Raw genomic sequence first — 24,152 nt, forward strand, 5'->3', positions numbered from 1 at the left:
TTTATTATTAACATAATTATTAGAATATTAAAACTTATGAGGAAGACATTTTGAGAACTATAAGACTTGATATAGAAACCAGAGAAAAAGGCTTTTTATCTCCTGCTGCAGCTTTTTCAGCAGATAGTAAAGGCACAGTATACCCTAGAGAAAAAGACGATATAAGAACTATTTATATGCAGGATAGAGACAGAATAGTACATAGCGAATATTTCAGACGCCTTAAAGATAAAGCACAAGTTATAATGCTTTCAGTAGGCGATTTCAGGACAAGACTTACTCATACACTTGAAGTTATGCAAATAGCTAGAAGCATAGCAAGAGCTTTAAGACTAAATGAAGATTTAACAGAAGCTATTGCATTTGGGCATGATTTAGGACATTCTCCATTCGGACATGCCGGAGAGAGAGCTATATCAAAATATTTCAAAGGTTTTCATCATTCTTCACATTCTTTAAGAGTAGTAGAACATCTTGAAAAAGGTAAAGGACTAAATTTAAGTTTTGAAGTACGCGATGGTATTATAAAGCATACCAAAGGAAAAAACGGAAAACTTATTGCTGACTCATCAGGTCCTTCAACTAATGAGGGCATGATAGTAAGGATATCAGACACTATAGCGTATGCGAATCATGATGTTGATGATGCTATAAGATACGGACTTCTTAAATATGAGGATTTACCTAAAGATATAGTTAAAGTTCTTGGAACAACTTATGGAGAGAGAGCAGACACTATGATTATGGGTGTTATAGAAGCTAGTATGGAAAAGATGGAAATTGATATTGATGAAAAAGTATTAAAAGCTATTAATGATTTAAGGGCTTTCATGTTTAAGACTGTTTATGAAAGCAAAGCGATACTCGAAGATGTTGAAAGAGTAAACAGAATAATTTCAACAATATTTGAATATTTATTAAAGCATAAAGATATTATAGAAGAAGATACTTTATTCAAAAAAGCAGATATACCTTATAACAGCGATGAAGAATTAGTAAAAGATTATGTTGCGCATCTTACAGATTCTGAAGCTATATCATTACATAAAAAAATTACCTATGGAAAATTTAATTATATATAAGCCTAAAAACAAAGAAGAATTAAAAAAATTAACTGATGATGAAAATATAAATCTATACAATATAGATACAAGTCTTATAAAAGATATGAGTTTTTTATTTAAAGAAAGCAAAAGAAAGAATTTTGAAGGCATAGAAAATTGGAATACTTCAAATGTTCATGATATGATTGGTATGTTTAAAGATGCTCATTACTTCAATAATGATTTGAATAATTGGGATACTTCAAACCTTAAAAAAATTTCATATATGTTTTTTAATGCATCATCTTTCAATAAATATCCTGATAAATGGAATCTTGATAATATAAAAGAAGCTTATGATGTATTTAATAATGATATTGATATAAATAAACTTCCTATTAATCTTAGAATCAATTTATATTATGAAGATTTTGATAAAATAAAAGATATTGATATAAAAGATATATACAAAACTATCATTACTTCTAAAAACAGAAAGATTATAGCCTTTAGAACAAAGTTAGAAAAAGAACATTATGATGAACTTAAAAATCTTATAGAACATAGAGAACAAATAGAAGCTAAAAATGAAGTAAAGTTTAATAGCATAGAAGAAGTTAAGGATTATGTTAACAATAATTATGAAGAATATTTTGATAAAAATTTAAAATTTATTAAAGATGAATATGATATTCTCACAAAAGATAAAACTAAAAAGATTGATATAAAAATAATTAAATTCATTTACGGAAATTATTTGAAAGTTAAAGACAATGTGATGAGATTAAAAATCATAGATAATATCATAGATTTAATAGATATAGAAAGTTTCAGGAATGCTGCCTATAAAATATTTGAAAATGACAGAAGTAAAATCGCTTCAAGAATAATAGTAGGCATATATGGAAAAGGAAATATTATAAAAGATTATGCTAAAAGTATTCAGGGCAAAGAATTTTATCCGCGTTCATATTATATTTATATTTTAGCTTTAAATGACGGAAAATACGCTTTAAGTTTAATAGATGAAATGGCTAGAAAATCAAAGATTGAAAGCGTGAGAAATGCTTCTAATTCTGCACTCGATGTTATAGCCGACAGAATGAAAATAAATAGAGATGAGTTAAGCGGTTTACTAATTCCTGATTTTTCATTGGATAAAAATGGCGAGAGAATAATAAATATAGAAGAGAAAAAATACAAAATATCCGTCAATTCAAATATGTCTATTGATATATACGATATAACAGAAAAAGAAAAAATATTAAAAACTATTCCAAAAACTTTTTCATCTGAATTAAAATCAGAAATAAACTTCATGAAAAAAGAAATAAAGAATATTGTAAAAAAAGAAAGAGAAAAAATATTAATGCTTCTTATGAACGGAAGAAAATTGAGTTATGATTTTTGGAAAAAGATTTATATTGATAATTCATTTTTGAGTCAGTATTCTATAAATTTATTTTGGAACTTATATGATGAGAATGAAAATTTTATAAATATTTTCAGATATTTAGGAGATGGAAGTTTCATTGATATAAATGATGATTATATAACATTGAATGAAAATAATTTAATAAGTTTAACCTCAACTACTGAAATAAATAAAGATTCAATAATAAAGTGCATCAATCAATTATCTGATTATGAGATAGCACAGCCTATTAAACAGATTCAAATAATAGATGATTTAAAAGACGAGTTCAATAAATATAATAGTATAACAGTGACAGTATCAAATATAAAAAATTTCGCTTCTCAATTTGCATTTAAAGAGATTTCTGAATATTATGAAGAAGTTAATGGTTATGAATACTTAGATAATTACAGCGGCTTATCATTATATATAGAATCTCCTTTTAATAGAAATTCAAATTACAATGATGAAATTGATATAAAAATATCTATTCAAGGCAAAAATGAGAATAATAAACATTTATTTGAAAGATTTATGTACGGAAGCATTTTAATTTTAGAAAATTTGATTAAATAATTAAAAGCAATAAATTATAAAGGAGTATAAAATGTCTAACGAGATACCTAAATTTAAATATGTTGATGATAATATTGTTAAAAATTTTTTGTAAAGGAAGATAATAAAGTATTATGTAAATGCTGTGAAAAGGAAACAGATTTGGTTTATTATACTATTCCGCATTGTGAAGACAATATAAAACCGTTATGCCCTGAATGCATAGTAAATGGAAAGGCAGCTGAAAAATTTAATTGTGATTTTATTGATGAGCCTTTTGATAGTGACAATATCATAGAAAATAGAGATGAAAAAATTGAGGAACTTACAAAAAGAACACCTGAATATTCAGCTTGGCAGCAGCCGTATTATCCAAACCATTGCGATGATTTTTGTAAATTTATTTCTTATGTTGGCTATAAAGAATTAAAAGAAAGAAATTTATTAGATAAAATAATTATATCCTCTGATAATGATGAAGATTCTGTAAGAGAATATATTGAAGATTTAGAAATAGAAGGAAATTTCCAAGGATATTTGTTTGAATGCTTGAAATGCGGACAATTAATTTTACATACTGACTGCGATTGATTTGATATTTTCTGTATATACCTAAACAACTATATTTTATCAAAAATTATTTTCTTATTTTTATTATTAGTGGGGACTAGCCCCCCACTTATTTTGCGACCGAAGGAAGTACTGCGACTGAAAGGAGTACCTGACGAAGTCCACTGTAAGTGTAGGTATGGTATTGCCACAGGCGAAGCCCGCCTCACGAAGTGTGCCTACGGCAGGCGAGAAGCTATATCCTCAACAGGCTCGGATACGCTTCGCGAAGGGCTATATTTGACGAAGTCCACCTTTAGGTGTGCTTAAATTAATAATCTATCTTACATGTAAGACGATTTTAATATGATTTAGTACTAATTTTATACCTTGCACTTTCGCCGCAGGCGTACTTCGTATGGTTCTTTGACGAAGTCCGCAGAGCGTATGCGGCGGGAAAAAGTTGAATAAAAAATTGACAAAGTTAAAAATTTTCAGTATATACTTAATAAATAAGCGATCCGGAGCAGATAACAGCTTTAGCTTGCCTCTATTGTTAGTAGAGGCAAACATAATAATAAAAAAATATTCAATAAATCTATTGTATAAAAATGCAATTAATTATAATATTGACAGGTTAAAAATAAAAATAAAGTTGGTTATAATAATATATGATGAATAATATTTATATGAATGACAAGCCTAGAGAAGAATGCGGAGTTTTTGGTATTTATTCTAAAGAAATAAAGAAAGATATATTAAAAACTTTAAATTATGCACTTTATTCCTTACAGCATAGAGGACAGGAAAGTGCAGGTATTACAGTATCAAATTACAAACATTTATTTACTTATAAATCTATGGGGCTTGTATCAGATTTATTTTCTAGTAATATACCTAAAGATACAGAAGGTAATATTGCTATAGGACATGTAAGATATTCCACTACAGGTGCTAGTAAAATAGAAAATGCTCAGCCGCTTGAAAACCTTTTCAGATTGGGACAAATTGCTATAGCTCATAACGGTAACTTGACTAATGCTGAAGAATTAAGATATGAACTTGAAGAAGGAGGAGCAACATTCAATGCTACTTCTGATACAGAGGTTATTATTAAACTTATAGCTAGAAAAACTGTTAATAACTTCATAGAAGGCATTAAAGAATGTGTTAATATTATAAAAGGAGCTTTTGCTTTAGTTATAGTTGTTGATGGCAAACTTATAGGTGTAAGAGATCCTTATGGAATAAGACCATTATGTTTGGGTACAAATGCCAATGGTGATTATTTCTTAGCTTCCGAGTCCTGTGCTTTAGATGCTGTAGGCTCTAAATTCATAAGAGATATAGAAGCAGGAGAAATGGTTATAATAGATGAGGAAGGTGTTAAATCTTTCAAATACGCTAAAGACCAAGTTAAACATTATCCTTGTGCTTTTGAACATATATATTTTGCACGCCCTGAAAGTAATATAGACGGCATTAATGTTTATAATGTAAGATTCCAAACAGGCGTATTGCTTGCCAAAAAAAATACAATAGACGCAGATATAGTTATAGGTGTTCAAGACTCTGGTACAATAGCGGCATTAGGATTTGCTAAAGAAAGCGGTATTCCATATAGCATAGGTTTAGTAAAAAACAGATATATAGGAAGAACTTTCATCATGCCTGAACAATCATCAAGAGAAGAAACTGTAAAACTTAAATTTAACCCTTTAAGACATTTAATAGACGGTAAAAGAGTTATATTAATAGATGATTCATTGGTTAGAGGAACTACAAGCAGAATATTGATAGATATTGTTAGAAAAGCAGGTGCTAAAGAGGTGCATTTCAGATCAGCATCTCCTGTTATAAAAAGTCCTTGCTACTATGGAGTTGATATATCTTCCAAAAAAGAACTTATAGGAGCTAAACTCTCTGTAGAAGAGATCCGAAAGGAAATCAATGCTGATACTTTAGAATATCTCACTATAGAAGATATGCTTGAAGCTTTACAAAATCAGAATTACTGTATAGGCTGTTTTACAGGAGAATATCCTACTGAAATACCAAACAGACCTGCAGCTGAAAAGACTTGCTGACATAATAAAAATATTTATGTACTAATTGACTTTTTTATCAATAAATTTATCATATAATTATGAAAACATATAATAAAGTTGAGGTTAGAAATTATTATGAAAGAAGTTTCTTATAAAATTTGTATGAATGAAGAAGAGTTAGTAAATGCTCTTATGTCAGATGATGATGTTATTTACATAGAGCATAAACTTGGTAATAAAGTTTCTAACATAAAAAATACAGGTAAAATTGCTTGGGGCGTTCTTATAGGAGGAGTATTAGTTGCTGCTACTGCTATAGTATCATCAAAAAAATTCGGAAAAGATAAGGCATTAATAGCTTCTTCAATAGCAACAGTTCCATCTGCAGGTATAGCTATTATATATATAGGACTTCCATCTACTATATCATTAATACAAATAATTATTCAGGCATATAAAAAAAATGATGGTATTAATGGTGCTAAGGATATAGTATTTAAATTAAGAAATAACTATTATATAGCTGAAAAAGACAGAGAAAAACTTACACTTAAAAAAACTGCTGATGAAAAAGTTAAAGAAGTAAAAATAACAGAAATAAAAGAAGCAGAAAAAAAAGAAAATTAATCAAATAATAATTAAAAAGACTTTGCTAGATATTAAAATCAAGCAAAGTCTTTTTTATATGTACTATAAATTAATTATAGATTATTAAGTCTATTTAACACTTCTATATAAGCCTCTTCAATAGAACCTAAATCTCTTCTGAATCTGTCTTTATCTAATTTTTTACCAGTTTCTTTATCCCAGAATCTGCAAGTATCAGGAGTAATCTCATCAGCTAAAAGTATTTCGCCTTTTGCATTTTTACCAAACTCTACTTTGAAGTCAACTAAAGTAATTCCTATTTTATCCAAAGCATCTTTTAATAGATTATTCACTTTTGCAGTTACTTCATAAATATATTTTAATTCATCATAAGTAGCTAATTTCAAAGCAACAGCATGATGATCATTGATTAAAGGATCGCCGTATTCATCATTTTTATAACAAATTTCAAATATAGTATTAGGAGGAACTGTACCCTCTTCTATTCCAAGTCTTTTAGCCATAGAACCTGCTATTAAATTTCTAACAATCACTTCTAATGGGAAGATTTTAACTTTCTGACAAAGCTGTTCTCTTTCATTTAACTTTTCTATGAAGTGAGTTTTTACTCCGTTTTTTTCAAGCATTTTGAAGAGTAAAGTTGTTATTTCATTATTCATAACGCCTTTATCTTTTATAGAGCCTTTTTTCTCACCATTAAAAGCAGTAGCATCATCTTTATAATACACAATTATTTCATCAGGATTATCTGTAGCATAAATCTTTTTAGCTTTTCCCTCGTACATCATTTCTTTTTTTTCTTTAGACATATATTAACTCCTATTATAGTTAAACTTTTTAAATATATTCTCTATATTATATAATATTTTTTAAAATAATTAAATATCAAACTCTATAGGCTTTTCATTATCAGCAATAAAATCTTCTTTCATTTTTTTTCTGTATTCTATCAATTTATTTTTAATATCATTATATTTTAAAGCAAGCATTTCCACAGCAAGCATACCGGCATTATAAGAATTATTTATGCCAACAGTAGCAACAGTTATAGGCTTAGGCATTTGAACTATAGAAAGTAAAGCGTCCATTCCGTCAAGATTGCTTGCACTAATAGGAACACCTATTACAGGAAGTATAGTTTTTGAAGCTATTACACCCGGTAAATGTGCTGCAAGTCCTGCACCTGCTATTATCACTTCATAATTATTTTCTTCTATATTTTTAATAGTTTTTTCAAGATGTTCAGGCACTCTATGAGCTGAAAGAACAAATGCTTTATACTCAATTCCAAATTCTTTTAAACAAGAAGCAGCACCTTTCATTTTATCAGTATCAGATCTGCTTCCAAATATTATAGCAACTTTCATGTTTTCTCCTAATAAAAAATATATTATATATTCAATTAATTCTAATATAATAAATAAATTAATACAATAATCACATTATCTATTTTATAAAAAAAATTCCGATATTCTAGATAAATTATAATATAGGTTTTAGTCATGCTTAAAAATATATCAATAAAAAACTTTAGAGGATTTGATAAACTAGAAATAAATGATATAAAAAAATTAATCTATTAGTTGGTCAAAATAATTGTGGAAAAACAAGCATACTTGAAGCCATAGCTATAATATCTGGCATGCCTGACTGTTCAATAGCTTATCATATCAATGCTATAAGAAGAATAGATGAAAATTCAGAATTAAAAAATTTATTTTATAATTTTGATTATAGAAATAATGATATAGAATTTAACTATAACTTTGATAATATAAATCATAATTTGATGATAACTCCTATATTAAAAAAAGATATTTCATTTGACAATAAAACAGATGATATAAATGAATTAGAATATAAACTTAATATAGAATTTGAAGATAAGAAAAAAGAAGAATATAAATATATTTTTAGAAATACTAGTATTAGAAAAACAATAAGAAGAATTGGAGAAAAAGAATATCTTAATAATATAAAAGAATTATACTTGCATAATGTAGTAGAATGCATAGATTTATTGGATTCACTTGCTAATATAGTAAAAAATAAAGATGAAGAATTATTAATAAATTTAATATCATTTTTCAACAAAAATATAAAATCTATAAAAATAATAAAAAATGATATATATTTAGATATAGAAGGTATTAATGAACTAGTATTATTAAACCTTATGGGAGACGGATTAAAAAAATACCTTTCAATTATTATTCCTATGGTAGTAAATCAATATAATATGATATTAGTTGATGAAATAGAAAATGGTTTGCATCATAAAAGTATTAAGCATTTATTAAGAAGCATATTAAATTTAAGTAAGAATAATAGCAATATACAAATATTTTTTACAACTCATAGCTATGAGGTATTAAAATTTTTATCAGAAATAGCAGATAAAGAATTTAATGATATGAAAGATATGATAAATATTATTAATATAGTTAATACAGAAAATAAAGGTTTTCAGTCATACAATTATGATATTGACGGAGTTAAAGAATTATTAGAAAACGATTCGGATATAAGGTATTAATTTATGGATAATAATAAAAAGTACATAATACTTGTTGAAGGTAAAGCTGATAAAAAATTCATAAAAGACTATATTAAATATCAATACCAAATAGATACTGATATCAATGATAATATTATTATAGAAGAAAACGGCGGAAAAAGTTTTAACAAAAACAATATAAATAATATTCAAAAATATATTGATGATGATTACGAATTAGCAGTGATATTTGATGCTGATAACAATTTTGAAGAAGCAAAAAATAATATAAAAACAAATTTAAATATAGATGATAATAATATATTTTTATTTCCAAATAATAATTCTTTAGGTACTTTAGAAGATATATTAAGTAATATTGCTGTCATAAAAGATATAATTAATTGTTTTGACAAATACACAAATTGCATAGATTCAATACCTGAAACTATAACTCCAGCTAAAAAATCAAAAATATATGCATATTTAGAATCAATAAAATCATATGATAAAAAAACAATAACAGAAGATAAAAGAGATTATACTGAAAATTTTTAAGTTTATCAATTTTTTTATTCAACTTTTTCCCGCAGCAAAAAGTTGCAAAAAGTGCAAGTATAAAATTAGTACTAAATAATACTAATTTTGTTTTACATATAAGATAAAACATTAAATTTAATCTAAAGTATAGCCTTTTTGCTTCTCGCCGAAGGCGGGCTTCGCCTGTGGCAACAAAAGAAGTGGGGTGCGGGGCAAAGCCATGCAAATATTTAAAATTTAAAAAAATTATTTTTGACAAAATATATTTGTTTTGGTATATACCAATAATAATATATGGAATTTAAATGATGAATATTTAAATCCATTAAAACAGTTTTTTGACAGTATTTAATAATACTTTTATTTTTTTATAATATGATCCATAGACTTAGTATCTTTACTTCCGCATTTAGGACATTTAGCACCAAAGCCAAATAAATTAAGAACTGAAGGTCTTTTTTTAGAAGAAAAAAATTTTCCGCATGAATTGCATTTATACATGAAAGGCGGATTAAAAGGAAGCATAATAAACTCCTAAATTAATTTTTATATAATAGTATTATAGTATATATGTATGACAGTTTTTGACATATTTTTGACATAATTAAAAAAATTGAAAATTATATGAATAAAATTTAAATATGGATTACTTATTCAAAATAACCCATATTTAATATTAATTATAATAAAGACTCTATAAATTGTCTTGCTACCCTAGGACTTCTTCCGGCACTTCTTATAGCATAACTTTCAGCCTGTTTTATAAGTTCTTCTTTATCCATTTCTATATTATTAATTTCAGCATAAGAAAGTACAATATCTATAAATAAATCTTTATCCGGTCTTTGGAATGTTATTATTATACCGAATCTGTTAGTTAAGCTCATTATCTGTTGAATAGTATCTTCTATATGAATATCATCTCCTGTTCTGTCTTGGAAATTTTCTTTTATTAAATGCCTGTAATTTGAAGTAACATAAACTACAACATTTGAAGGAAAAGAATTAACTCCGCCTTCAAGTATGGCTTTTAAATATGAGAAAGTATCATCATTTGAAGAGAATGTTAAATCATCTATAAATATTATAAATTTAAGAGGACTAAAACTTAAATCTTCTATTATATCCGTTATAAATGATAATTGGCTTTTCTTAACCTCTATAAGTCTTAATCCATCATCTTTAAACATATTAGCTATTGCTTTTATAGTGCTGCTTTTTCCAGTACCTGCATCCCCGTAAAGAAGTATATTATTTGCCTTTTTACCTTCAAGCAAACTTTTAGTATTGGCAATAACCTTGCTTCTCTCTCTTTCATAACCGTATAAATGTTTAATATCCTGCATATCCTGATGTTTTGCCGGTATAATATTTTTTTTATCATCTAGAGTAAACATATTATTTTCATAAAATATTCCATGCCCTTTATTAGGCATTTCTTCTATATGTTTTTTATATAATTCATAAAAGTTTATTTCATCACAGTCCAATTTTGATATTTGATTTGAATATTCTTCTGAAAATAATGTATTAAAATCGAATGAAGATAAAAATTCAAAAAAATTTAATTCATTTTTTAATGACTCTTCTAAATTATAATCTAAATTATCTTTCTTTATATATTTGTTTATATAAATATTATCATCTTTGAATATATAAGATAATAAATAATCAGCTATATTATTATTATATTTAAAAAGTTCATATAAAAAATCTGAATAATAATCTATCAATTTTATTTCATTGTTTTTATTGTCATCATCATAAGCTTCTAAAAATTTAATTAGCTTTTTTATCACTTTATTTTTAAGTATATCCCTAAATATCACTATACTAGAAAACCCTATTCTCATTTTTACTATTTTATCATTCATAATATTTTCCATTCCATTTTTAATTTCCGATTATTGTAAATTTATTAAAAAATATTCAAGTATTTTTATTTTATTTTTAATTTTTTAATATTAATGTAATATTTTATTCATTTATATGCTATAATTATTGCATTACAGTTTAATTGATTCCGAGAATTGTTAAAAAACTATATTATGGATATGAGGTGCATATGAAAATAAAGACAAGGTTCATTATATTTGGTATTTACACTTTTATAGTTACTCTTTTGTTAATATATTTGCAATTTAGAATTGTAAGAAGTGTTACCGGATATAGTAAGATATATCAGCATACTATAAAGTCATCCGCTATAGCAAGACAGTACCAGCAAAATTCAGCATATTTAACTCAGTTCGTTAGAAGTTATGTGGCAACTGCTAATCAAAAATATGAACAAGCATATAATGACTGTATAGGAATATCAGGCGGAACAAAGCCTACACCATTAAATTATGACAGAGGTTTATATTGGTCTTTATATTTAGGAAGCGGAACTAAACCGTATCAAGATGGACAAACAAAATCTTATGCTGATGTGATGAAAGAACTTAATTTCTCTCAGGATATGTTTGATTTACTTGCTTTATCAAAGAGCAGATCTGAAGAATTAGTAAAATTAGAAGTTCAGGCTATGGATATAATAAAGTCAATACCAAGAAATGCTGATGGAACTATACCTGATGAATATAAGGGAAGACAATTAGAAGCCATAGAATTAGTTAATGGCGATGAATATGAAAGAAGAGTTTCAGAGATAATGACTCCTATAAGTCAGTTTTTCGATAAATTAGAAAGTGATAATGCTATAAAGTTAAGGGCTGCAGCTTATGAAGTAAGAAATGATACTATATTATTTTTTATAGGTCTATTATTAGTAGGTTCATCTGTTGTAGTGTTCTTGGCTTCTTTAGGAAAAACTATAGGAAAAAATTTAAGATTATGCGTAGAATTAGCTTCTGAAATATCTAATGGTAATTTAACAGCAGAAATAGATGAAAGATTATGCAAAGGTAATGGAGAATTTGCTTCATTACTTAAAAGTTTCAGAGATATGATATCACATTTAAGAGAAATTATTTCAAGAGTATTACAAAGCTCTAAAGAAATATCTGAGGCTGCTACAGAAATAGCACAAGGAAATACTGACTTATCAACAAGAACAGAAATGCAGGCATCTCATTTGGAAGAAACTGCTTCTTCTATGGAACAAATTGCCTCTACTATAAAATCTTCTGCTGATAATTCTGTAAGAGGAAATCAGATGATGCAGGATTCTGAAAAATCTGTTCAGGAAGCTGGAGAAATAATTGAAGCTACTACAAATAATATAGAATTGGTATTTGAAGCAAGTAATAAAATTACAGATATTACAAAAATAATAGAAAATATTGCATTCCAAACTAATATATTAGCACTTAATGCCGCAGTAGAAGCTGCAAGAGCAGGAGAACAAGGAAAAGGTTTTGCGGTTGTTGCTTCTGAAGTTAGAAACCTAGCACAAACTAGTCAATCTTCAGTTAAAGATATTACTTCTCTTATAGCAGATGCTAATGAGAAAATAAAAACTGCAACAGAAACAGCTAGAAAATCCAAAGAAATATTTATGGACATAGAACAAAAAATAGAAGATACTTCTAGAATCATGCAGGATATCAGTGCTATGGCAGTAGAACAGCAGGCTGGAGTTGATCAAGTTAATATAGCAGTATCTCAAATGGATCAATCTACTCAGCAAAATGCTGCTTTAGTAGAACAGGCTACTGCTTCTTCAGAAGGATTAATGGGACAGGCTAAAGAATTAGTTGATTTAATGCATTTCTTTAAAGTTTAATATTAATTAAAATATTTTCATATAAGACAATAATGGTAAATTGTACTGTTATTGTCTTTTTTATATTAAAAATATAATATTTTAATATTAATTATAGCATTTTAATTAATCATATTATATAATTGATAGCGTTATTTGATTAATAAAAAAGAATGGAGATATATCAATCATGACATTTACAGATTTAATTATGACTTTAAATAAATTTTGGAGCGAGAATGGATGCATAATACAGCAAGGTTATGATTTAGAGGTAGGAGCAGGAACATTCAACCCAGCAACAGCATTAAGAGCATTAGGACCAGAACCTTTCAGTGTAGCTTATGTAGAACCATCAAGAAGACCAACTGACGGAAGATATGGAGAAAATCCTAATAGACTGCAGCATTATTATCAATACCAAGTTATAATGAAACCATCTCCAGAAAATATTCAGGATTTATATATACAAAGTTTGGAAGCATTAGGAATAAGCTTTAAAGATCATGATATAAGATTCGTTCATGATGACTGGGAATCCCCTACCCTTGGAGCTTGGGGACTAGGTTGGGAAGTTTGGCTTGACGGTATGGAAATAACTCAATTTACATATTTCCAAGCTGTAGGAGGAATAAATTTAAAGCCTATAACAGGTGAGATTACTTACGGACTTGAAAGAATATGTATGTATTTACAAAATATAGATAATGTTTATGATTTGGAATGGGGACATGGCATAAAATACGGAGATGTACATTTACAAGGTGAAAAAGAATTCTCTAAATATAATTTTGAAGTTGCTGATACTGATATGTATTTCAGACATTTCAAAGAATATGAAGAAGAATGCGATAGATGTTTAGCTAATGGATGCGTACTACCTGCTTATGATATGGTTATGAAAAGTTCGCATGTATTCAATATGCTTGATGCTAGAAATGCTATAAGTGTAACAGAAAGAGCCGGATATATAGCAAGAGTAAGAGAGCTAATGAAAAAAGTTTCAGCTGCTTATATAGAATCAAGAGAAAAATTAGGATATCCATTAATCAAAAATAAGTAAAGTTATTTATTTAAAAATTATTATTTATTATTATAATATATTACTAAAGACTATATATTAATTGTTTTATTAAGTTTTTAAAGCGATAAACGAGCAGCTGATAAATTTAGTTGTCAGCTATTTGTGAGCGAGTTTATCGCTAGCAATAATAAAAAATTTTCAAGCTGTCATTTATATAATGGCAGCTTTTTTTATTTTGATTTTATACTACTTTTAAATTATAGAAGATTATCTTTTTTGTTATCATATATTTCATTAAAATACACATTATATGTTACCGGTTTACTTATATATATAGTTTTTATTATACATATTAATATAAAATTATAACAAATAAATTATTACTTTTTAATATGAAAAATGTTATTATTTATTATAATAATATTGACATTATTTTTTTATCTTGTATAATATTATTAGTAATTAATACTATTAAGTAATTATTTTAAATAAGGAGACTAATATTATGCCTAGTTTTGCAAATCCATTTAATGCAAATGTGAACAGAAAAGTTACTAAAGAAGAATTAATACAAGCTGTAAGACTTGATATTGCCGGAGAATTGGAGGCTATATATCTGTATGATGCCCATGTTATGGCTACAGATGACCCTGTTGCAAAGGCAGTATTAGCTGACATAAGAGATGAAGAAAAAGCACATGTCGGAGAGCTTATGGCTTTACTTAGACATTTAGACCCTAAAGAAGCAGAACATTTTGAATCTGGACAATTAGAGGTTAAAGAGATGATGGAAGAGCTTGGAATAAAAGAACCTGATCTATCTGGGCTTACAGTTGGAAGTTTGAAAAAAGACTGATAAAGCGATAATAAAACATTAAAGGAGGAATATATGGATTATTTAGCTAGAGAAAGTTCGCCTTTTGAAGAAAGTTTTTGGCAGAATATAGATAAAGTTGTTGTTGAAACAGCAAGCAGAACACTTATAGGAAGAAGATTTTTATCTATTTACGGACCTCTTGGTGCAGGTGCTATAAGCGTTCAATATGATAAAAGCGACAGAGAAGAAGTTTTTGAAGATGGCTTCGTAAAAACTTCAGGAAGAAAATCTGTTGAGCTTCCTCAGATTTATCAGGATTTTACTCTATTATGGAGAGATTTAGAGAATAATATTTCTAATAAATTACCTTTAGATTTATCTATTGTATCTCAGGCAGCTCAAACACTTGCTAACAAAGAAGATAATTTAATATTCAATGGAAATGATTTTCTTGAATTAAAAGGAATACTCAATGCTGAGGGAGTACAAAAATTAAAAATCTCTGATTGGGGACAAGGTGAGAATCCTTATACTGATATAGTAAAAGCTATAAATATGATTAGAGAAAAAGGCATAGTAGGAAGATTTGTACTATGTTTAAGCCAATCATTATATTTTGACTTACAAAGAATACAGCAAGGTACTGGAATGACAGAAGCTCAAAGAATATCCAGTATGATTGGAAATCTTTATAATGTACCTGTTATCAAAGGAAAGAAAGCAGCATTAATTTGTGCTGAACCTCAATATATGGATTTGGCTGTTGGAATAGATATGTCTACTGCATATTTAGAACAAAAAGATTTAAATCACAGCTTTAGAATAATGGAAACTATAATACCTAGAATAAAAGACTCTAATGCAATAGTTGTTTTAGAATAGTTTAATTTCATAATAACTCTTTAAAAATTATAAGCCTGCAGGTTATATAAAATCTGCAGGTTTTATTTTATAATTACATATTATTGTTTTTTTATTAGTTTACTATATAATTTCATAAATATTAAATATTATTTCAATCTAATTATAATTTTTTAATAATACCAAATTAGGAGTATTAAATGTCATATCATTGCGAATGTGAACAATGTAAAAATAAAGAATTCAATCCTGAAGATTATATTATAAAAGAAGAAGATTTTAAAGTACTCGATAAAGAACGTCCTTTGGGTATATCAGGACATTTAAGAGTAAAGGATGAAGCTATGAGTATAGCTGAATGTATAGACTCATGTATTGATGCCTTAGATGAACTTATTATAACATACAATAAATCAACAGATGATACAGAAGAAATATTAAAAGACTATGAAAAAAAATATCCTGATAAAATAAGACTTTATTATTATGCTCCTAATATAATAGGATATAATGAAAATGAATATAAAACAAAATATTCAGAAATTCATTATTTTTATCATTATAGCAATTTTGGTTATTTAAAAATAAAATATCGATATTATATAAAGATAGATGCAGACCAAATTTATTTTACAGAAAAATTATTAGATATACGAGAAGCTTTATTATCAGATATAAACGCTTCAGAAACCATCAATAAATTATTAACGATAGATAAAATTTCTTGGTATATACCTATTAAAAAACTAAGAAATAATTTCAGAACCTATTATATAAAAAAATTATTTAACATAAAAGATAAATACTATAACTTTAATTGTCCTGAATATTTTTTAAGTTTAAAAGATTTTATAATATATTCAAAGATGAAATATACTGATAATTTTTATTTACTAATTAGTGGATTTGAGTTAGGATTAAATAATGATTCTCTTTGTCTAAATACATCATTTGTATATAATGGAGCCACTGGTGATCATTTTATATTTGTGCCTACTCAAAATTATACTTATTATTTAAATTCTGTTGGGTTAGAAAGTATTCATCTTCCTCATAATTGTAGTGTATTAGGATTATCTTGGGTTCATTTAGGATTGATAAAAAGATCAATAAATATAGACAGTGAAATTAAATTTATGGATATACATAAAATGAATAATGAAGATATATTAAAATATATAGAAAATAATTTGGAAAAAAAAGAATATCAAACTCTATTATCAGATTTGACTATAAAATATTTTGATAATGATAAGCAATATCTTAATAAAGAATTTTATGATAAATATTTAAAAAAAACTCTTGAATATGTTATAAAAAATAGAGACCAATTTATAAAAAGATTATGGTAATATTTATCTATATTTTATTATCCTCTCTATTATCACACCTATTAATATAGTTGATAAACCCAAAATAATAAAAAATATCCAAGTATTCATCCTAAGATAAAAATATTCAAAGTATCTTATATATATATTTAGAATAACAAAAAATATCGAATATCTTACTATTGAAGAGATTTTTAATTTATAACCTATTATAAAAATAATTATATCTATAAATAAAAATAATAAACTATATATTAATAATTCAGATGAGCCATACTCAAATATTATAGGTTCTAGATTATTTCCAAATATCGACATTATCGCTAGTATTATGTTTAAATACAATATTCCAACTGTATAATATATGATTGTAAAATTAGAATATCTTTCTCCTAATTTTTTATTTATATCAGTTATTCCTATCAAAAACATTAATACACTTGTTATAATAAATCTTATATAATTATTAAGTGTCAAATCAATTCCGGATATATCGAAACCTTCAAAACCATACCAAGTTATTAAGCCTATTATTGCGATAGATAATACGGCATAATTTCTTTTTATATATGCTATGATAAAAAACAATATTATACTTATAAGAGATAATAAAATAAAATTATCTTTGTTATGAGTTATGATATATGATAAAGTAAAAATAAATGCTGATAAAAATATTGAAGAAATTGCTATTATTGCAGAAGAAGTTTTGGGTAAGTATATATCTTTTCTTTTAAATACTTCATCAATTATAAATCCTGATAAGAAAAGTAAAGCAAATAGGAATACTATGAAATAAAGAGAAAAAATGTAGAAACTTATAAATGCAATAAATCCAATGGACACCATTATAATACCTGTTATCATTATAGCTTTTATAATAGGCTGCCAATCTATATAATCATCTCTGTATCTTTTGGATAATGTTTCAAACTGTTCATCAGTTATGATATTATCTTTATTCCATTTTTTTAATTCTCTGAGTAAAAATCTATTTTTGCTTCCCATAATATTTAATAGTCTTTAAAGATTTGTGTTTTTATAAATTTTATATTATCCAATGTATATCTTGTATAATCATTATCATTATGCTTCATAGTTCTTAAAGCTCTTATATACTTAATAAAATTCATAAAAGTATTCATCAAATTAGCAGGAACAATATTTTCTATGTCAGATTTTATATTATCATTAAAACTATCACTATTTTCTAATATTATCAAATCACAGAATTCATCTTTATGTTTGAAAAAATTATCCAAATCATTATTCTCTAAATATGAAATAAGTTCATTTAATTTATTAGCTATTAATTGTAAATCTTTGCTGCTCATATACATAATTAAATATTATAATGAAATAATTGCAATAGCTAAAGATGAATATTTATAAAATAAAGCCATAAACGTAAGCAAATTTTACATTTATTAGTAAATTTCATATTAAAATAAATCAATATGTACGATATGTATTCTAATACATATTAAAATCTATATTTTAGGTAAATTTTAAGTAAAATTAATGTAAAATATATTGACAAATATCTAATTTAGGCTATACTTATAATTGTAAAGATAATTTACAGTATTAATGACAATAAATAAAAACAATATAAAGGAGATTTACTATGACTAAAAAATTATTCGCTTTATTAATAACTTTGACTATAATTTCTACTTCAAACGCTTTTGCTGATTGGGTGGTTCCAGCTTCTTCACTTCCTCAAAATGCTAGAAGTTTCATACAGCAAATTTATCCTAATACACAAATATGGAAAGTAGAAAGAGATGACGGAAAATTTGAAGTAAAATTATCAAACGGGGTAAAAATAGACTTTTTATACAATGGAGATTGGAACAGCATAGAAGGTGAATATAATGCAGTACCTTTCAACGCTTTACCTGTTAATATAGCAAACACTATAAGAAACACTTATCCTCAGGCTGCTGTAATAGATGTAGAAAAAGAATGGGGCAATTACAAAGTTAAATTGAATAACTTTATGGAATTATTTATAACATCTGACGGACAGTTAATGGGACAGAAATTCGATGATTAATTAGAAATATATTATAAATATTATTTCATGAAAAATACTAAATAAAAAAGAGGGAGTTATAAAAAACTCTCTCTTTATTATACCTAAACAACTATACTTTGTCAAAAATAATTTTTTTAAATTTTAAATATCCGCAGGGCTTTGCCCCGCACCCAAGTTCTTTTATTGGTATAAAAGAACCAAAAAAACTGTATTTTTAGGTTATATCCTATATTTAATAGGCATGTTTTTAATATAAAGTTATAGCAATTGCACTTTTTGCAACTTTTTGCGGCGGGAAAAAGTTGAATAAAAAAAATTGACAAAGTTAAAAATTTTTTAGTATATTTCAAATAAAATACTTTACTTAAAAAAATACAAACTCTATTTATTTTCAGGTCTTAAAGAAGCTTTTAAATTTGAGAAAAACTCCTCTTCATTCATAGCCATTTCTTCAGGTAAATTCTCGCTCATCTCCTCCAAAAATACAGAAGGCGTACACTCAACCTTTCTTCCCATTTTAGTTCTGCTTCTGCAGTATGTTAAAGTTAAATGTTTTTTAGCTCTAGTCATAGCAACATAGCAAAGTCTTCTCTCTTCTTCTAATCCGTTTTCGTCCAAACTTTTTTGATGAGGCATTATACCGTCTTCCATACCGCATATATAAACATAAGGAAACTCTAATCCCTTAGCAGCATGTATACTCATAAGCATTATTCCTTTCTTTTTATCCTCATCATCATTTTGTTCTTCTATACTCATTAATAAAATTCTATCTAAATAATTTTTTAAAGTAGCGTTCTTATTTGACTTCTCATATTCAAGTATGCCGTTCATAAGAGATTCTACGTTCTCCATTTTTTTAGCACCCTGCTCTTTTGTATCGCTTGAGTTTAAAATCTCATTATGATAAGCAATAACATCTAAAAATTTATTAATATTCTCATATAGTTTAGGACGCTCTAAATCATTTTTGTCAACTGTAAATAAATTATGATAATGCTCTATCACTTCAAGAAAATCTTTTATGCCTGCTTTAGCTTTAGGTGAAATTTCATCCATACTCTCATAATTAAGCAATGTATGATATAGTGAAACTCCATTTTTTATACTAGCTTCATTGAGATTATTTATAGCAACTGCCCCTATTCCTCTTTTAGGTATATTTATAACTCTAAGCAAAGACACCTCATCTTCAGGATTAACAAATAAATTAAGATATGCAAGTATATCCTTAATCTCTTTTCTTTCATAAAACTGAAAAGCACCTACTACAGTATAAGGCAAACCTCTAAGTCTGAATGCCTCTTCAAAAAGTCTTGACTGTGCATTCATTCTAAAAAGCACCGCAAAATCTTCATAATTTAATCTTTTACTTATAGAATAATTTATTATAGAATCTGCTACAAATTGAGCTTCTTCCCTCTCATCTTCGCATGGCATTATAGTAGGAGGTATTCCTTCCTCACCTTCTGCCACTACCTTTTTATCTTTCCTTTGAGTATTATTACTTATTACAGAATGTGCTGCTTCAAGTATTGCTTTTGTACTTCTATAATTTTTTGTAAGAGTTACTATTTTTGCATCAGGGTATTCATTTTCAAATGATAATATATTAGATACATCAGCACCTCTGAATGCATATATACTTTGATCATCATCGCCTACAACTGCAATATTTCTATATTTTGATGCTAATAAAGTGGTAAGTTTATACTGTGCAAAATTAGTGTCCTGATATTCATCTACCATTATATATCTGAATCTCTCCTGATATTTATCAAGAACTTCAGGAAACTCTACATATAAATCTATTGTAAGATTAATGAGATCATTAAAATCAACAGCATTATATCCTTTTAAATAGCTTTGATAAACTTCATACACTCTTTTAGCAATTTTTTCCAAATCATCATGAGGCTCTACTTCATAAGGCTTCATCAAATTATTTTTAAATCTGTCTATATACCAAGCAAATAATCCCTCATCATAATTAAGGGTATTAACTTTTATTTCTCTTAAAATATTTCTTATTAATGTTTTACTGTCAGATGAAGAATAAATACTGAAATTATTTTTATAACCTAACTTTTCAATATCACCTTTCAATACTCTAACACAAAAAGAATGGAAAGTGCTTACTACCAATTGTTTTGGTTTTTCTTTTAAAAGTTTTGTTATACGTTCACGCATTTCCGCTGCTGCTTTATTAGTGAAAGTAACTGCTAGTATCTGACTAGGAAGTACGCCATGCTTTATTAAATATGCAATTCTCTCTGTAATAACTCTAGTCTTGCCAGAACCTGCACCAGCCAATGCTAGTAACGGGCCGTCAATATGTTCTACTGCTTGTCTTTGTTCTTCATTTAACATTAATGCCATAATAAAAAATACCTCTCATTTTGAAAAGCTATTATATATTATATTTAAATAATGTAAAATTTAGAATTTGCATATTTCATATTAATTTTTTTATAGAAAAAAATTGTAATTATCAATTAATATACAACTATATGTAGTTTTATCAATATATATTTCTTTAAAATTAATTGAATTATATAGAAGATGGTATATATTATTTTTACATAATAATGTAATGGAGGTAAATATGAAAAAGACAATAAGTATATTATTTTTATGTTTTATATTTATTTGTGTAATAGGATGTTATAATTATGATGTAACTGGTGTAGAAATAGAAAATGATGGTAATGAAAATACTGAAGATAATGGAAATAATGAGGTAGATAAAAAATCTAAAGTATTTTTGCATTACTATGGTAATTTATATGTTATAAAAACTCCAACAATGATAATAATTTCTCCAAACGACAATCTTTATTTTTATGATGGAAATAGAAAAATGAATATTCAAAATATTCAAAAAATATCTGATAATGAATATAACTTTTTTATTGAATATTATTATAATGGTAATATAAAAATATATGATAGATATTTACATTTTAATATTGGAAGTGGTGTGTTAACTTATAATATAGATGAGATTATTTAATTAACGTAAAAAATTATCATATAGTTTTTATAGTGTAAATAAATACTATTTGAATAAACTTATTTTTTATTTAAATAGCATTTATTATAAATTTTAATTCTTATATTAGAAAATATAATATAAACTTCAAAATATATTTGCAAAAATATTTTAAAATGATACTATAAAATATATTATTTTTTAAAAGCAATTATAAGGAAATAAAATGAATATAGATAATATTAATGATATAAGAAAAAAAGTAAAAACTGTAAAAATAGGAAATGTTTTGATAGGAGGAAACAATCCTATAAGCATTCAGTCTATGACAAATACAGATACTAGAAATATAAAAGAAACTGTTAATCAGATAAAATCGCTTGAAGATGCTGGGGTTGATATAGTAAGGCTTGCTGTTTTGGATATGGATGCTGCCAAAGCCATTAAAGAAATAAAAAATCAAACAAAAGTTCCTTTAATTGCTGATATACATTTTGATTATAGATTAGCATTAGAAAGTATGAAAAGCGGTATTGATTCTTTAAGACTTAATCCGGGTAATATAAAAGATAAAGAAAAAGTAAAAGAAGTTATAAAAGAAGCCAAAGAGAGAAACCTTACAATAAGGGTTGGAGTAAATGGCGGAAGTTTGGACAGAAGCATATATAAAGAAGTAACTCCTGAAAACATGGTGAAAAGTGCTGCTGATCATATAAAATTAATGGAAGATTTAGATTTCACAAATATAAAAGTTTCTTTAAAATCTTCAGACATAAAAACTACAATAGAAGCTAATACTTTATTCAGAGAAAAATTCGATTATCCTATACATTTGGGAGTAACAGAGGCAGGTACTTTAAGAAGCTCGCTTATAAAAAGTACAAGTGCTTTATCATATTTAATAATGCAGGGTATTGGAGATACTATAAGATATTCTATAACGGGCGATCCTGTAGAAGAAGTAATGGCAGGAAAAATGCTTCTTAAATTTTTAGGCATAAGAAATGAACCTTCCATAGAAATAATATCATGTCCTACATGCGGAAGATGTCAGGTTAACGTAGAAGAGGTGGCTAGCTTCATAGAAAAACATGTTCAGAATATAAAGAAGAATATCACTATAGCTATTATGGGCTGTGTTGTTAACGGCCCTGGTGAAGCAAGGCATGCTGATTTCGGAGTAGCTGGAACAGGTGACGGAAACTTTATATTCTTTGAAAAAGAGAATGAACCTATAAAAGTAGCCAAAGATAATATTATAAATTTCCTTACAAAAAAAATAGAAGAATTTTAAAACTTATATATTAAATTATATCATTAAATAATTAGTAGAATATGTTTTTATATATTAATGCTATATAATTAAATAAAATTAAAACTGTCAATCAAATATTCTTCAAAAGCTATAGAATATATATAAACATTATCTGCTAGCATATTGCTATAGATACAAGTAAAAAGTAAAGAAAAAGGCAAAGAAGGTTATTTTTATTCATTAGAAGAAATAGAATTATTTGATATGATAGTAGAATATTTTGAGCTTGAAATAAGTAAATTAAAATATATTTTATACAGCAAAAAAATTAATTATCATAATATCATAAATTATAAAATAAAATGCTTTTATAACAATATTCAAAATTATATATCAAAAAACAATGATAAAATGATATATTATGATTATAAATTATACTTCATACCTTTTTTAATTTTTGACAATTTCAAACATGGTAAAATCACGGAAAAAGAACATAATGAACTTTTAAAATCATACAGAAAACTTTATAAATCATTCAAAAAAAAACAAAAAGAAAAAAAGAATATAATTATTTTGGATATAAAATAGAAAACAAAGAAACATTCTATAAAAAAATCTCATAGAAATATTTTAAAGTACTTTCTTATGAAGATTATCAAAACAATTCATATTTAGAAGAGTATATTCAATTACATAAAGAATTAATTGAATACCAGATAAAATATAATAGGTATATAGAATATTATAATAACTTTTTTAATGATAAGATTTTAATTTTTTTATATTTTACAGATAGAATTTCTAATGATGATTTTTTATTCTTTAAAAAAATATAGAAGAATTAAAAAAAATAAATGCTGAAAA

22 protein-coding genes and 1 pseudogene are annotated in these 24,152 nt (G+C 26.1%); 16 read left to right on the forward strand and 7 right to left on the reverse strand.

Annotation, left to right across the window (positions count from 1 at the left end; all coding sequences use genetic code 11):
* The first annotated feature begins 50 nt into the window (after positions 1-50).
* The 5 genes and pseudogenes from BINT_RS10730 to BINT_RS10755 all read left to right on the forward strand — a co-directional run bounded on the left by BINT_RS10730 (position 51) and on the right by BINT_RS10755 (position 6,239).
* Complete coding sequence (locus tag BINT_RS10730) at positions 51-1,082, forward strand: deoxyguanosinetriphosphate triphosphohydrolase (protein ID WP_014488599.1); 1,032 nt, start codon at positions 51-53, stop codon at positions 1,080-1,082.
* Complete coding sequence (locus tag BINT_RS10735; RefSeq protein WP_014488600.1) at positions 1,060-3,036, forward strand: BspA family leucine-rich repeat surface protein; 1,977 nt, start codon at positions 1,060-1,062, stop codon at positions 3,034-3,036. The genes BINT_RS10730 and BINT_RS10735 overlap by 23 nt, the downstream gene beginning before the upstream one ends.
* 111 nt (positions 3,037-3,147) lie before the next feature.
* Positions 3,148-3,606 (forward strand): annotated as a pseudogene (locus tag BINT_RS10740) (CbrC family protein); the annotation flags it as partial.
* A 632-nt stretch (positions 3,607-4,238) separates the two neighbouring features.
* Complete coding sequence (purF, locus tag BINT_RS10750; RefSeq protein ID WP_041177629.1) at positions 4,239-5,651, forward strand: amidophosphoribosyltransferase; 1,413 nt, start codon at positions 4,239-4,241, stop codon at positions 5,649-5,651.
* Positions 5,652-5,747: 96 nt separating this feature from the next.
* On the forward strand, positions 5,748-6,239 hold the full coding sequence (locus BINT_RS10755; protein WP_014488603.1) for a hypothetical protein: 492 nt from the start codon (positions 5,748-5,750) through the stop codon (positions 6,237-6,239).
* Positions 6,240-6,313: 74 nt separating this feature from the next.
* Here BINT_RS10755 and purC read toward each other — a convergent pair whose 3' ends face one another.
* The gene (gene purC / locus BINT_RS10760) at positions 6,314-7,030 is read right to left on the reverse strand and encodes a phosphoribosylaminoimidazolesuccinocarboxamide synthase (RefSeq protein ID WP_014488604.1); all 717 of its coding nucleotides are present in this window, start codon (positions 7,028-7,030) and stop codon (positions 6,314-6,316) included.
* A 69-nt stretch (positions 7,031-7,099) separates the two neighbouring features.
* Positions 7,100-7,588, reverse strand: coding sequence for a 5-(carboxyamino)imidazole ribonucleotide mutase (purE, locus tag BINT_RS10765; RefSeq protein WP_014488605.1), 489 nt, complete (start codon positions 7,586-7,588; stop codon positions 7,100-7,102).
* A gap of 263 nt (positions 7,589-7,851) precedes the next feature.
* Between purE and BINT_RS10770 the strand changes: the two genes are divergently transcribed.
* Positions 7,852-8,757 carry an AAA family ATPase gene (locus BINT_RS10770; RefSeq protein WP_407636879.1) on the forward strand — a complete coding sequence of 302 codons (906 nt, stop codon included), beginning with the start codon at positions 7,852-7,854 and terminating at the stop codon, positions 8,755-8,757.
* Positions 8,758-8,760: 3 nt separating this feature from the next.
* A complete protein-coding gene (locus BINT_RS10775) occupies positions 8,761-9,276 on the forward strand; it encodes a DUF3226 domain-containing protein (RefSeq protein ID WP_014488607.1) in 516 nt (171 codons plus the stop codon).
* Between the two features lie 342 nt (positions 9,277-9,618).
* Here BINT_RS10775 and BINT_RS14715 read toward each other — a convergent pair whose 3' ends face one another.
* Together BINT_RS14715 and BINT_RS10780 are read right to left on the reverse strand one after the other, a co-directional pair.
* Positions 9,619-9,783, reverse strand: a complete 165-nt coding sequence (locus BINT_RS14715) for a hypothetical protein (protein WP_014488608.1) — start codon at positions 9,781-9,783, stop codon at positions 9,619-9,621.
* A 155-nt stretch (positions 9,784-9,938) separates the two neighbouring features.
* On the reverse strand, positions 9,939-11,144 hold the full coding sequence (locus BINT_RS10780) for an ATP-binding protein (protein WP_014488609.1): 1,206 nt from the start codon (positions 11,142-11,144) through the stop codon (positions 9,939-9,941).
* A gap of 179 nt (positions 11,145-11,323) precedes the next feature.
* On the opposite strand from BINT_RS10780, the gene BINT_RS10785 reads away from it, so the two are divergent.
* The 5 genes from BINT_RS10785 to BINT_RS10805 all read left to right on the forward strand — a co-directional run bounded on the left by BINT_RS10785 (position 11,324) and on the right by BINT_RS10805 (position 17,018).
* Positions 11,324-12,985 (forward strand): methyl-accepting chemotaxis protein, encoded by a 1,662-nt coding sequence (locus BINT_RS10785; RefSeq protein WP_041177419.1) that lies wholly within the window; start codon positions 11,324-11,326, stop codon positions 12,983-12,985.
* A 169-nt stretch (positions 12,986-13,154) separates the two neighbouring features.
* Entirely contained in the window at positions 13,155-14,027 is an 873-nt protein-coding gene (locus BINT_RS10790) for a glycine--tRNA ligase subunit alpha (RefSeq protein WP_012670681.1), read from the forward strand.
* A gap of 466 nt (positions 14,028-14,493) precedes the next feature.
* Positions 14,494-14,844, forward strand: a complete 351-nt coding sequence (locus BINT_RS10795) for a demethoxyubiquinone hydroxylase family protein (protein ID WP_014488611.1) — start codon at positions 14,494-14,496, stop codon at positions 14,842-14,844.
* 33 nt (positions 14,845-14,877) lie between these two features.
* Positions 14,878-15,687, forward strand: a complete 810-nt coding sequence (locus tag BINT_RS10800; RefSeq protein WP_014488612.1) for a family 1 encapsulin nanocompartment shell protein — start codon at positions 14,878-14,880, stop codon at positions 15,685-15,687.
* A gap of 179 nt (positions 15,688-15,866) precedes the next feature.
* Positions 15,867-17,018, forward strand: a complete 1,152-nt coding sequence (locus tag BINT_RS10805; RefSeq protein ID WP_014488613.1) for a glycosyltransferase — start codon at positions 15,867-15,869, stop codon at positions 17,016-17,018.
* 3 nt (positions 17,019-17,021) lie between these two features.
* On the opposite strand, the gene BINT_RS10810 is transcribed toward BINT_RS10805, so the two are convergent.
* Both BINT_RS10810 and BINT_RS10815 read right to left on the reverse strand, forming a co-directional pair.
* Positions 17,022-18,005, reverse strand: coding sequence for a DUF2157 domain-containing protein (locus BINT_RS10810; protein WP_014488614.1), 984 nt, complete (start codon positions 18,003-18,005; stop codon positions 17,022-17,024).
* Positions 18,006-18,010: 5 nt separating this feature from the next.
* Positions 18,011-18,331 (reverse strand): hypothetical protein, encoded by a 321-nt coding sequence (locus tag BINT_RS10815; protein ID WP_014488615.1) that lies wholly within the window; start codon positions 18,329-18,331, stop codon positions 18,011-18,013.
* Between the two features lie 293 nt (positions 18,332-18,624).
* On the opposite strand from BINT_RS10815, the gene BINT_RS10820 reads away from it, so the two are divergent.
* Positions 18,625-19,056 carry a PepSY-like domain-containing protein gene (locus BINT_RS10820; protein WP_014488616.1) on the forward strand — a complete coding sequence of 144 codons (432 nt, stop codon included), beginning with the start codon at positions 18,625-18,627 and terminating at the stop codon, positions 19,054-19,056.
* 363 nt (positions 19,057-19,419) lie between these two features.
* On the opposite strand, the gene BINT_RS10825 is transcribed toward BINT_RS10820, so the two are convergent.
* Complete coding sequence (locus tag BINT_RS10825; RefSeq protein ID WP_014488617.1) at positions 19,420-21,417, reverse strand: ATP-dependent helicase; 1,998 nt, start codon at positions 21,415-21,417, stop codon at positions 19,420-19,422.
* A 226-nt stretch (positions 21,418-21,643) separates the two neighbouring features.
* On the opposite strand from BINT_RS10825, the gene BINT_RS10830 reads away from it, so the two are divergent.
* From BINT_RS10830 to BINT_RS15185, 3 genes are all read left to right on the forward strand, one after another.
* Complete coding sequence (locus tag BINT_RS10830; RefSeq protein ID WP_041177420.1) at positions 21,644-22,051, forward strand: hypothetical protein; 408 nt, start codon at positions 21,644-21,646, stop codon at positions 22,049-22,051.
* A 205-nt stretch (positions 22,052-22,256) separates the two neighbouring features.
* A complete protein-coding gene (gene ispG, locus BINT_RS10835) occupies positions 22,257-23,324 on the forward strand; it encodes a flavodoxin-dependent (E)-4-hydroxy-3-methylbut-2-enyl-diphosphate synthase (protein WP_014488619.1) in 1,068 nt (355 codons plus the stop codon).
* A gap of 225 nt (positions 23,325-23,549) precedes the next feature.
* Positions 23,550-23,876 (forward strand): hypothetical protein, encoded by a 327-nt coding sequence (locus BINT_RS15185; protein WP_014488621.1) that lies wholly within the window; start codon positions 23,550-23,552, stop codon positions 23,874-23,876.
* The last annotated feature ends 276 nt before the right edge of the window (positions 23,877-24,152 follow it).

Source organism: Brachyspira intermedia PWS/A (genome assembly GCF_000223215.1).
GTDB lineage: Bacteria > Spirochaetota > Brachyspiria > Brachyspirales > Brachyspiraceae > Brachyspira > Brachyspira intermedia.